This is a genomic window from Marinomonas lutimaris (assembly GCF_019426345.1).
GTDB lineage: Bacteria > Pseudomonadota > Gammaproteobacteria > Pseudomonadales > Marinomonadaceae > Marinomonas > Marinomonas lutimaris.
The window spans coordinates 42,734-56,937 of sequence record NZ_JAHLLW010000002.1 but is presented as its reverse complement, the minus strand read 5'-3'; the positions used below and the strand labels follow the sequence as shown (position 1 = coordinate 56,937).

Below are 14,204 nucleotides of genomic sequence, written 5' to 3'. Positions count from 1 at the left end.
GATAATAATATCTTTTTTTTATCTCTGCTAGAAAAAGCCACTTATCTATCGCTAGAAAAGTGGCTTTTTTATTCTCGTTCAATCCCCGCTGAATAAGACTATCTCAACGATGCCAAATACGCTCTCCAGCCGTTCAGATGGGTGATATCTTGTGCGCCTTCGATTCCATATGGCTCGCAGATAAAGCCTGCCACTTGGCTGCCGTCGGCGAGTTTTATTTTGCCAATGCCAAGTGGTGCGGGGATGCCTGCAACGAAGCTACCGAAGTTTGCGGTTGGTACAGACCAGATTTCTACTTCGATGGCGTCGCCCTTGTCTTGATCAAGGATCAATCCTGGACGAAGCGGTGGCCCACCAGCCAGTGCGTACATACGATAATTCGGGGCTGTGGTGGTTTTGGCTTTTAGGGTGGCACCACGTTCTGTTAATTGCCAGTTCAGCGGCTGGCCTTCTAAATGCGCGCCACATACCATGACATCGATGGTTTGATTATTGCCAACTGGTGTCGTGTTGCTCGGCATCGCCATTGCCTCTAACGCCCCTTTTTTCAGTGGAAGCGCTTGCTGAATGCGATTAGCAATGGACATCAACATACGATCACTAAAAGTCGGCCCAACGAGCGTGATACCAAATGGCATGTCGTTATCTGTCATCACTGTGGGTACGGCGATGGAAGCCAAGTCAATCAAGTTCATAAAGTTGGTGTAATAACCCAACTCGCTATTTCGTTTAATCGGCTCTGCCAGCATTTCTGCCACGGTAAAGTGACGACCTGCCGTTGGCGTAAGCAAACAATCGACCTGCGCCATTTGCGCTAGGCAAATTTGTTTCAAATCATTAATGCGGTATTGTGCTTTAAACAATGATGTTGCTGGCGGTTTGCCACCCGGTGCGATGATCTCGCGAACCACAGGGAAAATCGCATCTGGGTTCTCATCGATTAATGGCTGAGTAGCAATATAACGCTCGGACACCCAAGGACCTTCGTACAAAAGTTGGGCGATTTCATCGAACGGCGCATAGTCGATCTCTTGGAAAGCAAAGCCCTGTTCTTTCAATAAATCCAAAGTTTGCAAATACGCTTTTTCGTAGCTTTCGTCACCGAAGAATTTCAATTGATGAGCTGGAATCACGCCGACTTTTAACGACCCCGTACGTAAACCATAATGACGCGCTTGGTTATCAAATGGGTTCTGACGGCTGTAGCCGTCTCGTGCATCAAAACCTTCTGCCACTGCTAAGGCGATGTTGGCATCGTCTGTGTTGTAGGCAAAAATCGTCATGCAGTCCAAGCTACGGCAAGCTGGCAACATACCCGTAGCCGATAACAAACCGATGCTCGGCTTCACGCCAACCAAGTTATTGAAACAAGCCGGAATACGACCGGAACCGGCCGTATCTGTCCCTAAGCTGAAACTAGCCAAGCCAAGCGCCACAGAAACCGCTGAACCAGAACTGGAACCGCCGCTGATGTAGTCGTAATTAAACGAGTTATGACACGCACCAATGGGCGAGCGCGTACCGTTTAAACCGGTAGCAAATTGATCCAAATTGGTTTTGCCAACGGGTATGGCCCCTGCATCAATTAACTGCTGAACCACCTGAGCCGAGACATCTGGCGTATAAGCAAAGGCAACACAACCCGCTGTCGTTGGAATACCTGCAAGATCAATATTATCTTTAATAGCAAATGGAATCCCCCACAAAGGATGGGACGCCATGTCTTTGTCTTTTAACGCGTCCAGCCAAACCGCTTGCTCGACTTCGCTTAATAAATGAATCCAAATATTGTGATCCGCATACTCAGCCGCGCGCTCACGAATGTCCGCCATCACACTGGCTGGTGTGGAAGCGCCTGTTTTATAAGACTCGCGCAATGCACTAAACCCCATGTCCAATGTGTTCTCACTTGTATCGTTCGTCGTCATACTGATGCTCATGCTTCTTTCTCCACTAATTCTTCCAAAACAACAATGGCTTGGCCGGCGTTGACGCGGCTACCGTCTTTTAGTAACAAATCCGATACCACGCCTGCGGCGGGTGCGTAGATAGGAATTTCCATTTTCATGGATTCTAAAATCACCAGAAGCTGCCCCGCCTGTACTTGATCGCCTTCTTTCACTTGGGTTTGCCAAACACTGCCTGACACAGGGCTATCGACGACGGTAGCGTCTTCGTTCCAAGTGATGTCGCTGGCGACGGCTTCGGTTTCGTCCGTATCAAAATGGAACTGTCCATTGGCGTGCCAGCGCGCTAACTCCGCCTCAAAAGCTTGATTACGCACTTGCTTGAATTCATCAATGTTGTTTTGGTTTTCATCAATAAAGCTTTGGTAGTCAGCCAAAGAAAAGGTGCTCTCCTCAATGCGAATACCATAGTTATCGTGCGGGAAGTCTTTACGGATTTGATCCAACTCTTCATGGCTCACTTCATAGAAACGAATTTGATCAAAGAAACGCAACAACCAAGGCTTGGTAAACGCACTTGTTTGGCGATAGCGATTCCACATTTGCAGTGTTCGACCAACAAACTGATAACCGCCAGGACCTTCCATGCCATATACACACAAGTAAGATCCACCGATACCAACGGAATTTTCCGCTGTCCATGTACGCGCAGGATTGTATTTAGTCGTCACCAAACGGTGTCGTGGGTCAACTGGGGTCGCAACGGGCGCACCAAGGTACACATCCCCCAAGCCCATCACCAAATAACTGGCACTGAACAGTATCTCTTTCACATCGTTAATACTGTCTAAGCCGTTAATACGACGAATAAACTCTAAGTTACTTGGACACCAAGGGGCATTCGAGCGTACAGATTGGGCATATTTATCGATGGCTTCTTGGCAGGCCTTATCATCCCAAGACAGTGGCAAATAAACCGTTCTAGAGGGAACAGTCAGTTCATCAAGCTGGCTACTCAAGGCTTGCTCAGCTGACTCCAAATGGTCCAATAAATCGGTGTAGCTCAAATACTGGCTGTCGTAGTGAATTTGCAAAGAACGAATCCCTGGAGTGAGTTCTCGCATGCCTTTTAATGGGTTTTTCTCTAACCATTGCATTAAAGCATGAGCGCGGAAACGTAAGCGGATATCTAACATTTGCTCGCCATATTCCACCAGCAAGAAATGATCGCCCGCAGCACGATAAACAATTTCATCGCCAAAACGATCTGCCGATAGGGTTTTCAGAATCGGCGTCTGCACTTCACAAGAGGCAATATTTCGATCAAATGCAGCTAGATTAGCCAAGCCTTCATTTTGCGAGGCTTCTAACGCCACAGCGTCTTCTAAGGTCACAGGAATAAAACGAATTTTATCGCCAGCACGTAATTGACCCAGCTTCCAAAGATCCGCGGTAATCACAGTCGCAGGACAAACAAAGCCACCAAGAGACGGACCATCTGGACCAAGAATCACCGGCATGTCACCCGTAAAATCTACACTACCAAAGGCATAGGCGTTATCGTGAATATTGGATGGGTGCAAACCTGCTTCGCCACCGTCGTTGCGCGCCCATTTCGGTTTTGGGCCAATCAAGCGAACACCGGTTCGGCTGGAGTTATAGTGAATTTCCCAGTCCGTGCCGAAGAACATTTCTATGTCTTCTGCCGTAAAGAAATCAGGCGAACCATGAGGGCCGTAAATCACACGTAATTCATGCTGATTGCCCAGCACAGGAACTAACTCAGCAGGTAAAGCGTTAGAAAACAATGAACCCTGAGATTCAAGAGTATGCAGCACATCGCCTGTTTGAATGGCGCGACCATTGTGTCCGCCAAATTGCCCTAAGGTGAAAGTCGATTTTGAGCCCAAATAATCTGGGCAATCAAAGCCACCCGCTACGGCCAAATACGCCCGTGCGCCTTGTTCTTTGATTCGGCCCAAGGTTAAGATCTCACCCGCTTTGATGGTCACGACTTGGTTTTGCTCAATCACGCTTCCATCAACTCTCGCCTCAATCAGAGCGCCACAAACCACCACGCGCGTTTCAAAACTGAACTTCAAGCTCGGCCCTTGCAGAGTAATTTCCATAGCAGCGGCGGAATCAGGATTGTTAAGCAAGCGATTTGCTAAGCGGAAATGATAATTATCGAACGGGCCAGACGGTGGTACGCCCACATTCCAATGGTGCTGACGACCAGGAAAATCTTGCAGCGTGGTTTGTGTGCCGCCACTTAAAACGTCAATACGAGCAGGAAGATAAACAAACTCATTAAGGTAACGAGTGCTAACTTCACCGCGTAATAACACAGGGTCGGTCACCAAGTTTTTCAGGTAATCAAGGTTGGTTTCTGTGCCATATAACCTGCAATCCTCTAGCGTGGCTTTTAGTTTGGCAAATGCAGCGTCACGATCCTCTTGATAAACAATCACCTTGGCAAGCATGGGGTCAAAATAAGGTGATACCTCAATACCCGTTTCGATCCATGAGTCGATACGAACGCCAGCATTTTTTTCCTCTACAGGCCAAGCAACCTGACTCAATAAGCCAGCACAAGGCTGAAAATCTTTATAAGGATCTTCTGCGTAAATACGCACCTGCACCGCATGGCCATTTGGTTTTAACGCGGCACGCTTAGCATCCAGCGCAAGGTCTTCACCAGCGGCAAGGCGCACCATCCATTCCACTAAATCCACACCATAGACCATTTCGGTAACGCCATGCTCTACCTGCAAACGGGTATTTACTTCAAGGAAATAGAATTTATCTGTGTCCATATCGTAGATAAACTCTACCGTACCGGCGTTACGGTACTGAACAGACGACAATAATAATTCGGCGGTTTGATGAAGTTGTTTACGCACGTCGTCGATTAAATTTGGCGCAGGACATTCTTCGACAACTTTTTGATTACGACGTTGGCTCGAACAATCACGCTCGCCCAGCGCTAATGCGCCGCCTTTACCATCGGCAAAAATCTGCACTTCGATATGACGGGCGCGAGCAATAAACTTCTCTAAAAAAACACCATCGTCAGCAAAGTTATTGGCACCTAAACGACGCACGGAATCAAAGTTGTCTCGTAGCCCTTTCTCATCGTGGCATAAATACATACCAATGCCACCGCCACCCGCCGTGCTTTTTAGCATCACAGGGTAACCAATCTCGCAGGCAATTTGGCAGGCACTTTCTAAATCGGTAAGCAATTCAGAGCCTGGCGATAATGGCACATTGGCTTTTTGCGCCAATTCGCGTGCTCTGTGTTTCAGACCAAACTCCACCATCTGTTCGGCGGTGGGGCCAATAAATGCAATGCCTTCTTCTTCACAACGACGCACAAAGGTCGCGTTCTCGCTCAAAAAACCATAGCCTGGATGAATCGCCTGAGCGCCAGATTGTTTGGCTATACGCAGGATTTTCTCCATATCCAAGTAGGTGTCGCTGGCACCGCCCTCGCCTAAGGAAAAAGCTTCATCGGCGCGCTTGACGTGTAGGCTTTTGGCATCGGATTCGGCGTACACGGCCACCGAGCCAATCTTCATTGTGTTGAGGGTGCGAATAATACGTGTCGCGATGGCGCCACGGTTGGCAATTAATACCTTGTTAAACATAGTTCAACCTTCGCCGGGCCGTCCCGGAGCGAGATAAACATCAGTGGTCGTCCACTGCGTTAAAATGAGACTAAATTACTTGTTAAAACACCTTAGAAAACGACGCAGTTAGGCATTCCAAACTAGCATGTCGACTGGCGTTGGGTTGTAGCCGTTGCAAGGGTTATTCAATTGTGGACAGTTCGAAATCAGCACGACGACGTCCATTTTGGCGACCATTTCCACATATTTACCTGGTGCAGAAATACCGTCTTCAAAGGTCAAACCACCCGCTTCCGTAACAGGCACATTCATAAAAAAGTTGATGTTGTGACTAATGTCACGCTTCGATAAACCAAACTCTGGGTTTTCAGCAATCGCCAACATCCAACTATCTCGACAAGCGTGCATACAGCGTTTTTCCAAGTCGTAACGCACAGTATTACTTTCCGTCGCGCAAGCGCCGCCCAAGGTATCGTGACGACCACAGGTATCGGCAACGATTTCCAACATGACATTGTTTTCATTAGAACGAATCTCAGACCCAGCGGTTAAATACACATTGCCTTGTTCGCGAATGGTGTCCGTTGCGCTGTAACGCTCGGCAGGATCATTGGCGTTGTAAAACAAGGTATCTGCCGCTTGGTTGCCTTCTAAATCAACAATACGAAAGGTGCTGCCTGCTTTCACGACGCCAATAAAGTAATCACCTGCATCAATATGGTAAGTCGTGTTCGCGCTTTCTGGGGTTAATTGGCTCTCTTTAATCATGATTAGGCCTCCGCGCCGGTGTCTGTGCTCATATCGGCACCAAGGTAATAGAGTTCGTTGTTGGCAAAACCACGTTGATTTTCAGGACGAGACATTTTGCACAAATCGTCTTCTGCCACTGGCGTGGCTTTCTCTAACAGAATAGAAATCGGCTTTTTGGGGTAGCTGGTTGCTTTGTTTAATGGATGCGGACAAGTATGCAGCATTACTAAGGTGTCCATTTCAAAGCGTAAGGTAACGCTGGAACCCGCTGGACTATTGCCTTCCACTAACGACATATTGCCGTCAGCATCGGTACCAACTCGGCTAAACAAGTTTAAATTCGCAGCAATATCCGCTTTGCTCAAACCGTATTTGGCCATTTCCACTAACATGGCGTCATGACCATTTTGCATCCAACCATTGCGGTCGTTTTGATAATCACGCTTACCCCATTTCGCCTCGATATGCGAAGCATGACTATTACCACTGACCGTCTCGTGCCAACCAATGGTGTCTTCAATGATGGAAGCAAATATGCGCCCCATATCGGAATACAAGCAATGACCTTTGGTCAGTTTAAACGTGTGCTGACCTTTTAAGGTATCGGGCGCGTTGTAACGCTCCAAAAGGTTTTCTGGGTTATAAAACACCATACCAACATTGGCATCGCCTTCAATATCTGTCAGGGTCATTTGCATTCCGCGACGTACGCGCAATGACCAATGACTTGCGGCAGGGATAATGGTTTCGTATTTATTCATAATGTCTTTTCCTCTGCGTTCTATTCCATACTCGAAATGGGCTGCTCCGCCGTATTAAGCGGTCGAATACGTTGATCTATTTCTTCAAAAAGTGGCGTTGCCGTATGTCCGACGGGCAAGTCATAGGTAATAGAGGCGCCATAAGCATTAGGGGAATGAGGATCATGACGCAGCTTGTCGAACACCCATAAACGTGTGCCGAGGTAGAAACCTTCTTTTAGGTCGTGAGTGACCATAAATATGGTCAACTTATGCTTGCGCCATAAATCCAACACCAAGGTATGCATATCGGCTCGAATACCAGGATCCAGTGCACCAAAAGGTTCATCCAGCAGTAAAATTCGTGGTTTACAAATGACCGCCTGGGCAATGGCAAGACGCTGCTTCATGCCACCCGATAATTCGTGTGGATAGCGGTGCAAAGCATGACCTAGACCTACTTGTTCTAGCATGTCTGTCGCTTCTTGCTTGGCCGCTTTTTTCTCTTTGCCAAACAAATAGCCAGTGATGGAAGATTTTTGAAACCCTTTCGCAGCGATCACGTTTTCCAACACAGTCATGTGCGGGAAAACAGAGTATTGCTGAAACACAATGCCACGATCCGAGCCAGGCTCATTCGGAATCGGCTTACCATCCAGAAGCAATTCGCCTTCTGTGGCCGATTCAATGCCCAAAATCATTTTCAAGAAAGTACTTTTGCCGCAACCAGATGCACCAACTAAGGTAATAAACTCACCCTCTTCGACATTGACATTAACCCGTTCAAGAATGACATCTTGGCCGTAGCGTTTGCCAATATTTTTGGCTTGAATCATCGTTTCTTTTGATGCTGTCTTGCTCATGATTTTGCCTCCAAACTCCAAGGAAAGAGTCGACGGTTTAATTTACTGAGTAAGAAATCCACCAAGAACGCCAAGAATGTAATCCACGCCACGTAAGGCAAAATTACATCCATAGACAAATAACGGCGCACCAAAAATATCCTGTACCCAAGACCATCTGTTGATGCAATGGCTTCCGCCGCGATTAAAAACAACCAGCCAGCCCCTAAAGACAAACGAATCGCATCAATCAATTTCGGCATAATTTGCGGCAATACCACACGGATCAGAATCTGGCTTGTACTCGCACCCAAGGTTTGTGCTTTAACCAGTTGTTCTGCTGGAATTTCCTGTGTACGACGTTGAATATCTCGAGCGATAAAAGGTGTTATTCCTATTGCGATCAAGGTGATTTTTGACACTTCACCAAGGCCAACAACAATAAATAATATCGGTAGCAAAGCCAGTGGCGGCACCAATGACACCACGGTTAGTAAAGGAGAAAAGCCCGCAGCAAAAATAGGCAAAGCGCCTGTTAATAAACCAACAAACAATCCGACGAATCCCGCAATAAGCACGCCCAATCCCAAGCGCATCAAGCTACTTGTGGTATCTTGCCAAAACAGCAATTCCCCCGAACGCTTGCTTGGCTCAAACGCCATGCGATACATGGATTCACCCATTTGGCTAAACGCAGGCAGAAGCTTGTCATTTGGGTTAATGGCTAATCGCGCATCGGAACTCACCATGTACACTATGATTAATAAGGCGAATGGCAGCAGCCCAAGTAAGATAGTGTTGGTTCGGTTTGGCTTATAATTTATAAGTTTTTTCATGCTTTTTCCCATGGCGCTCCACTTAAACATCCTTAATAAACAGAGCGTTTACTTTGGATGGTTACAGTTGGCCGTCAGCTGCCATTTGCATGTAAGTTGGGTCAAAGCGAAGTTTGATGTAATCAGGGTTACCAAACACACCTGCTGGTGTCTCAATACCAATGGCACCCGCATCTGGTGCGCCATCGCCTAATAAGCCATGATCAAAGGAGAATTGTGCAACATGCTGCATGGTTGCAATCAGCTCTTTGCTGTTAGTCAAAGCCAATGCAGATTGTGGTGTATAAAACATTTTCGTGCTGGCTAGTTGAGAGTCGTAACCTGCTAAATCCGTTTCAGAAGCTTCTGCCATGGCGGTACGAGCATCGATTGCCGCTTGATCATTGCCATTCATCAATGCCATGACTTCATACCAAGCACCGACTAATGCCTTCCCTAAATTAGGATTTGCCTTCAGCGTATCCGTATTAGCAACGAGCATATCGATGATTTCACCTGGGATTTGTGAAGAATCAAACACCTTGTTTGAATTCGGCATAGAGGTGATTTCACTTAACAATGGATTCCACGTCACTACTGATGTCACGTCACTTGTACCATATATAGACACCATGTCGGCATCAGAGGTATTGATAACATTGACATCCGCTTCGCTCATACCAACAGAATCCAAGGCACGAGCGAGCAAGTAATGAGACACACTCAATTCAACCAAGTTGACATCTTGGCCTTTAATATCGGCTAACTTCTTTTTGTCTTTTAAGATAACGGCGTCATTACCGTTTGAGAAATCACCAACAATTAATGCCGTACTATCAACACCGCCAGCAGCAGGAATCGTTAGCGCATCCATATTGGTCATAGCGCAGGCATCAAACTGGCCTGCGGTGTATTGGTTGATAGATTCGACGTAATCGTTGATTTGCACTACATCGATATCGATGCCGTATTTATCACCCCATTTTTTGACAATATCTTCTTGTGCAGCGTAAGCCCAAGGCATCCAACCCACATAGATAGACCAACACACTTTAAATTTGTCGGCAGCAAAGGTGTTTGCAGACAGGAGAAGCGTAAACAGTAAAACGGTTACTTTTTTTGCGGAGTATTTCATTGAAGTTACCTTTTCAGTTTGTTTAATTACACACGGAGTACCCTTGGCAATATCGCCATGTGGTCTCCCGGGCTTTTGTCCCGCCGTGTAACCCTGAAACTGTCAAGGTCGAAAGCTCTCGGACCAGTCACTTCGATCAAATCGAAATCGGAACCCTAGCTCTCTATTGGTAATCTAAATTGTGATGTCCGACTTTCCAAGGGTACGAACACTTCAGTAAAAGCAGATACCGTGCCAACCATTATATATCCTTGTTTTACATGAATTATTTAATAATGTTGTAGAAATAACTAAAGAGAGAACACTCAAAAATGAACTAAATAAGATCATCAAAATTGAAACGCACTATAAAAAAGCACCCCTAATTTGTTTGTAATGCTTGTATTCACCCTAACAAAATTAGTCGTCATCCATAACAATCAGGCTAATTACAACTTTCAAACAACCAACGACGACTTTTACGTTATACTGCACCATCTTTTCTTTTCGACACACCTTACGACAATCTGTCAGAGCACCTTATGCCATTTGCAAAACTAGGATTATCCAGTCCTCTTGTTCAAGCTATTACTGAACTGGGTTACAAAACCCCTACTCCAGTCCAGAAACAAGCGATTCCCATCATCCTTTCAGGTAAAGACTTAATCGCCACAGCACAAACAGGAACAGGTAAAACCGCTGCTTTTGTTCTGCCATTGCTAGAACGATTCACTAAAGCAGGAACACTTCGCGGCAAACGCATCCGTGTACTGATTCTCGTGCCTACTCGTGAGTTAGCGGTTCAGGTTGAAGCCAGTGTGGCTCAATACGCTAAACACACCAAGCTGACCTCTATGGCCGTGTATGGTGGTGTGGATACCGAAGCTCAAAAAGAGCGCCTAATCGAAGGCGTTGATATTCTGGTCGCCACTCCAGGCAGATTGCTCGATTTGGCCCATCAGCGTGCGCTGCACTTTGATGAACTGAAAGTCATGGTGTTGGACGAAGCAGACAGAATGGTCGACATGGGTTTTGTTGGCGATATCAACAAGATTATGGAACGTTTACCTGAAAACCGTCAGAACCTATTATTTTCGGCGACCATGACCGACGATGTTCGCGCTCTAGCATTTGATTTTTCAGACAGCAAAATGACCGATCTAGCGGCAGAAATATCTATTTCACCTAACGTCCGCGCGGCCGCCAATATAAAGCAGTGGTTAATCACCGTTGATAAAGACACTAAGTCTGCCCTACTCAGTCATTTGATTAATGAGCAAAAATGGGATCAGGCGCTTATCTTTATCGAGAAAAAACACGGCGCAGCTAAGCTTGTTGATCAGCTAGCAAAACGCGGAATAGTCGCCGATTGTATTCATGGCGATAGAAGCCAAGCCATGCGTGAAAAGATTTTGGCGCAATTCAAATCTGGCGAACTAAAATACCTAGTCGCAACAGGCGTTGCTGCTCGTGGTCTGGATATCGGTGAATTAAGCCGTGTGGTCAATTACGACTTGCCGTTCAAACCAGAAGAATACATCCACCGCATTGGCCGAACAGGTCGTGCTGGCGCATCTGGCGAAGCTATTTCTTTCGTTGCCATGGGTGACTTTAAAAACCTTTGCGCCATAGAGAGCCGACTAAAGCACATCATTGACCGCAAAGAGATTGACGGTTTCCCTGTGAGAAAAGTCGTTCCAATCTCAATTCTGAATTACGTTCGCAAGGCAAACCGTTAAAGTTACGCCTTGTTGTATGTTTTTATAGAAGATCCGCTTTAGGTAGAGCTTTCTACCTAAAGCAACCTCCACCCCTTTACGATAACCTGAAAATACATGCATAAAAAGTGCGCTTATGCATACAAAAGTTTACAAAGATAGGCGCTTTGCTGTATATCTAAGCTATGAATTATGATGTTGGTAAAAAAGTAAAACGATGAAAGACAATATAACGGTATCCATTTCTTCAGTTGATGGAACAAAACACTTTAGTTTCGGAAAACGGACACGTCATACATTCAAATTTTTCAGTTACATTATTTTCCTTGCGATCTTGCTTACTGCAGGAATCATTTACTACTTAGTTAACGATGCAGAATATTCAAAACTTAAATTACTCGAACTGGAAAATAAATCTTCCTCTTTGACCAAAGAAATATCCTTGCTTACTGCATTAAAACTAAGTTTGGAAGCAGATCTATCGGAAAGAGAAGAACGTATTCAGGGAGTCTCTGATCGGCTAAATGATTTAGAGAAAGTTCTTGGCATGGATGATCAAGAAAATGTTGAACTTGAATCACGACTCGATACGGCCGCAATGAACTCATCATTGCGAATTGCCATGCTGACGCAAATACCAAGCGGACCACCAGTAAAAGATGCCAGAACCTCGTCAGGTTATGGTTCAAGACAACACCCAGTGCTTGGCACAATAAGGATTCACCGTGGCCAAGACTTCGCGGTAAATACAGGAACGCCTATTTATGCGCCAGCGGACGGAACAGTAGAAGTAACCAGACCCAGTAACGAAGGCTCAGGGAACTTCTTGCGTTTATTACATGGATACGGATTTTCCAGTTCTTACTCACACATGAGTAAATTTGCTGTTAACAAGGGCGATTTTATCAGAAAAGGCGATTTGATCGGTTATTCAGGCAACAGTGGATTAACCTCAGGACCGCACTTACATTATGAAATACGCTTCATTGGACGAGCGCTAGATCCCAAGCCCTTCATAGTTTGGGATGTTGATAACTTTGATACTATTTTTGAAAGTGTAAGGGGCATACGATGGGAATCTTTGGTGGGCAAAATAGAGTTAAGAGTCAGTCAGCAACTACAACTCTCATCGCAGAAGGCTGCACAATTAACGGGCACATAAGTGTCGCAAACCACTTACAAATAGACGGTAACGTCGAAGGCCAGATTGAAGCCAAAAATCAAATTAAAATTAGTACATCAGGTAATGTTCAAGGGGAAATCACTACAGAACGCCTGATCATTAATGGCAATTTTGAAGGCATCTGCCACGCAACCTATATTGAAATTTTAAGCTGTGGCCGAGTCAGTGGCACGGTTTACAGTGACAACTTGAGTATCGAACCAGGCGGAAAATTTATGGGGATCACCAACCCTTCTGACAAGGTCGTTGAAAAACAAGAAAGCCTAAGTAGCCTAGACGACATAAAAGAGATAGCTGATCAAGACCATCAAGAAGACAATATGGTCTTGATCAGTAAAAACAAAAACACCTAACTTAAAATCACTTTTGTAGTTAAGCGTTAACTAGGCGAAAAAGCCTTCAATAGTTCGGCATTGGTTGGATATTCTTGCAACAACTCAACCAATTTTTGAGCACCTTCGACCGGTTTAAGGTGCGTAAGTGAACGACGTAAGGCGCGCACCTTCTCAAGATCTTTCGCATCAATAAGCAATTCCTCTCGGCGTGTACTGCTTTTCGCAATATCGATAGCAGGAAAGATTCGATGACTCGCCGCTTCTCGTGATAATACAATCTCCATGTTCCCCGTGCCTTTGAACTCTTCAAAGATCACTTGATCCATTTTACTGCCAGTATCCACCAAAATAGTCGCTAGAATCGTTAACGACCCACCATTTTCTATCTTTCTTGCGGAGCCAAACAACTTACGAGGAATTTCTAAGGCTCTAGTATCAAGTCCACCAGACATGGTTCGACCACTACTCTTTCTGTCGGCATTATGGACCCGTGAGAGCCTTGTTAGAGAGTCAATCACAATCATCACATCATGACCTTCTCCCGCTTGCGTGCGAGCAATATCAAGCAAATCATCAGCGACTTTGACATGTTGGGCGTAACTTTCATCAGAAGACGAGGCATGCACTTCTGCGGATACACCACGCTTAAAGTCCGTTACTTCTTCAGGACGCTCATCGATAAGCAAGGCATAGAGTTTTATCTCTGGATAAGCCGTTCCAACCGCCTGACAAATATGCTTTAACGTGGTCGTTTTACCTGAACCTGGGGGTGCAACAATCAAACCTCGTTGCCCCATACCGATTGGTGTAATCAGATCCATCGCTCGCATCGAAAGATGTTGAGAACCAGTTTCGAGACGAATACAGGGTGAAGGATGCACCGCAACACCATTTAGAAAACGTTTTTGCGGATCATTCTGATATAAATCCTCGGCCACTTCATCGACAGGGTTAGCGTCTGAAGATCGCTTACCTTTCAAACTTAATATTTTTCTCGTCATAATGTGGTCTTATAGTCTAGGATAATTATGTGTTTGATTTATTGATAAAAATAATACTACCTTACCATATAGCCGATGATTTTTTTACTGCTCATAATGCTTAACCTTCGTTATAATGGTGATAGATTAAATTTATAAAACAATAAAAAGCTCGTATCTACACTGAC

Annotated in this window: 11 protein-coding genes and 1 riboswitch; of the genes, 3 read left to right on the top strand and 8 right to left on the bottom strand. The window is 45.5% G+C overall.

Annotated features, from left to right (window positions below; genetic code table 11):
• Nucleotides 1-98 precede the first annotated feature (98 nt).
• From atzF to KPL72_RS03155, 7 genes are all read right to left on the bottom strand, one after another.
• A complete protein-coding gene (atzF, locus tag KPL72_RS03185; protein ID WP_249422082.1) occupies nucleotides 99-1,940 on the bottom strand; it encodes an allophanate hydrolase in 1,842 nt (613 codons plus the stop codon).
• Entirely contained in the window at nucleotides 1,937-5,557 is a 3,621-nt protein-coding gene (gene uca, locus KPL72_RS03180) for an urea carboxylase (protein ID WP_219701844.1), read from the bottom strand. The genes atzF and uca overlap by 4 nt, the downstream gene beginning before the upstream one ends.
• A gap of 108 nt (nucleotides 5,558-5,665) precedes the next feature.
• Entirely contained in the window at nucleotides 5,666-6,307 is a 642-nt protein-coding gene (locus KPL72_RS03175; RefSeq protein WP_219701843.1) for an urea amidolyase associated protein UAAP2, read from the bottom strand.
• Nucleotides 6,308-6,309: 2 nt separating this feature from the next.
• Nucleotides 6,310-7,050 (bottom strand): urea amidolyase associated protein UAAP1, encoded by a 741-nt coding sequence (locus KPL72_RS03170; protein ID WP_219701842.1) that lies wholly within the window; start codon nucleotides 7,048-7,050, stop codon nucleotides 6,310-6,312.
• 20 nt (nucleotides 7,051-7,070) lie between these two features.
• Nucleotides 7,071-7,892 carry an ABC transporter ATP-binding protein gene (locus KPL72_RS03165; RefSeq protein WP_219701841.1) on the bottom strand — a complete coding sequence of 274 codons (822 nt, stop codon included), beginning with the start codon at nucleotides 7,890-7,892 and terminating at the stop codon, nucleotides 7,071-7,073.
• Nucleotides 7,889-8,707 carry an ABC transporter permease gene (locus tag KPL72_RS03160; RefSeq protein WP_212918584.1) on the bottom strand — a complete coding sequence of 273 codons (819 nt, stop codon included), beginning with the start codon at nucleotides 8,705-8,707 and terminating at the stop codon, nucleotides 7,889-7,891. The genes KPL72_RS03165 and KPL72_RS03160 overlap by 4 nt, the downstream gene beginning before the upstream one ends.
• A 61-nt stretch (nucleotides 8,708-8,768) precedes the next feature.
• Nucleotides 8,769-9,821 carry a putative urea ABC transporter substrate-binding protein gene (locus KPL72_RS03155; protein ID WP_212918583.1) on the bottom strand — a complete coding sequence of 351 codons (1,053 nt, stop codon included), beginning with the start codon at nucleotides 9,819-9,821 and terminating at the stop codon, nucleotides 8,769-8,771.
• Nucleotides 9,822-9,883: 62 nt separating this feature from the next.
• Nucleotides 9,884-9,991: riboswitch (guanidine-I (ykkC/yxkD leader) on the bottom strand.
• A 351-nt stretch (nucleotides 9,992-10,342) separates the two neighbouring features.
• On the opposite strand from KPL72_RS03155, the gene KPL72_RS03150 reads away from it, so the two are divergent.
• The 3 genes from KPL72_RS03150 (at nucleotide 10,343) to KPL72_RS03140 (ending at nucleotide 13,054) form a co-directional block, all read left to right on the top strand.
• Nucleotides 10,343-11,539, top strand: coding sequence for a DEAD/DEAH box helicase (locus KPL72_RS03150; RefSeq protein WP_219701840.1), 1,197 nt, complete (start codon nucleotides 10,343-10,345; stop codon nucleotides 11,537-11,539).
• A gap of 196 nt (nucleotides 11,540-11,735) precedes the next feature.
• A complete protein-coding gene (locus KPL72_RS03145; RefSeq protein ID WP_219701839.1) occupies nucleotides 11,736-12,680 on the top strand; it encodes a M23 family metallopeptidase in 945 nt (314 codons plus the stop codon).
• Entirely contained in the window at nucleotides 12,590-13,054 is a 465-nt protein-coding gene (locus tag KPL72_RS03140; protein ID WP_212918580.1) for a bactofilin family protein, read from the top strand. Before KPL72_RS03145 ends, KPL72_RS03140 begins: the two co-directional genes overlap by 91 nt.
• Nucleotides 13,055-13,080: 26 nt before the next feature.
• Here the strand turns inward: KPL72_RS03140 and rho are convergent, their stop codons facing one another.
• Nucleotides 13,081-14,037 (bottom strand): transcription termination factor Rho, encoded by a 957-nt coding sequence (gene rho, locus KPL72_RS03135; protein WP_219701838.1) that lies wholly within the window; start codon nucleotides 14,035-14,037, stop codon nucleotides 13,081-13,083.
• Nucleotides 14,038-14,204 lie beyond the last annotated feature (167 nt).

Coding starts and splice junctions, on each gene's coding strand:
- uca (WP_219701844.1), bottom strand. CDS start 5,557: ATGTTTAACAAGGTATTAATTGCCAACCGTGGCGCCATCGCGACACGT.
- KPL72_RS03165 (WP_219701841.1), bottom strand. CDS start 7,892: ATGAGCAAGACAGCATCAAAAGAAACGATGATTCAAGCCAAAAATATT.
- rho (WP_219701838.1), bottom strand. CDS start 14,037: ATGACGAGAAAAATATTAAGTTTGAAAGGTAAGCGATCTTCAGACGCT.
- KPL72_RS03155 (WP_212918583.1), bottom strand. CDS start 9,821: ATGAAATACTCCGCAAAAAAAGTAACCGTTTTACTGTTTACGCTTCTC.
- KPL72_RS03170 (WP_219701842.1), bottom strand. CDS start 7,050: ATGAATAAATACGAAACCATTATCCCTGCCGCAAGTCATTGGTCATTG.
- KPL72_RS03160 (WP_212918584.1), bottom strand. CDS start 8,707: ATGAAAAAACTTATAAATTATAAGCCAAACCGAACCAACACTATCTTA.
- KPL72_RS03150 (WP_219701840.1), top strand. CDS start 10,343: ATGCCATTTGCAAAACTAGGATTATCCAGTCCTCTTGTTCAAGCTATT.
- atzF (WP_249422082.1), bottom strand. CDS start 1,940: ATGAGCATCAGTATGACGACGAACGATACAAGTGAGAACACATTGGAC.
- KPL72_RS03145 (WP_219701839.1), top strand. CDS start 11,736: ATGAAAGACAATATAACGGTATCCATTTCTTCAGTTGATGGAACAAAA.
- KPL72_RS03175 (WP_219701843.1), bottom strand. CDS start 6,307: ATGATTAAAGAGAGCCAATTAACCCCAGAAAGCGCGAACACGACTTAC.
- KPL72_RS03140 (WP_212918580.1), top strand. CDS start 12,590: ATGGGAATCTTTGGTGGGCAAAATAGAGTTAAGAGTCAGTCAGCAACT.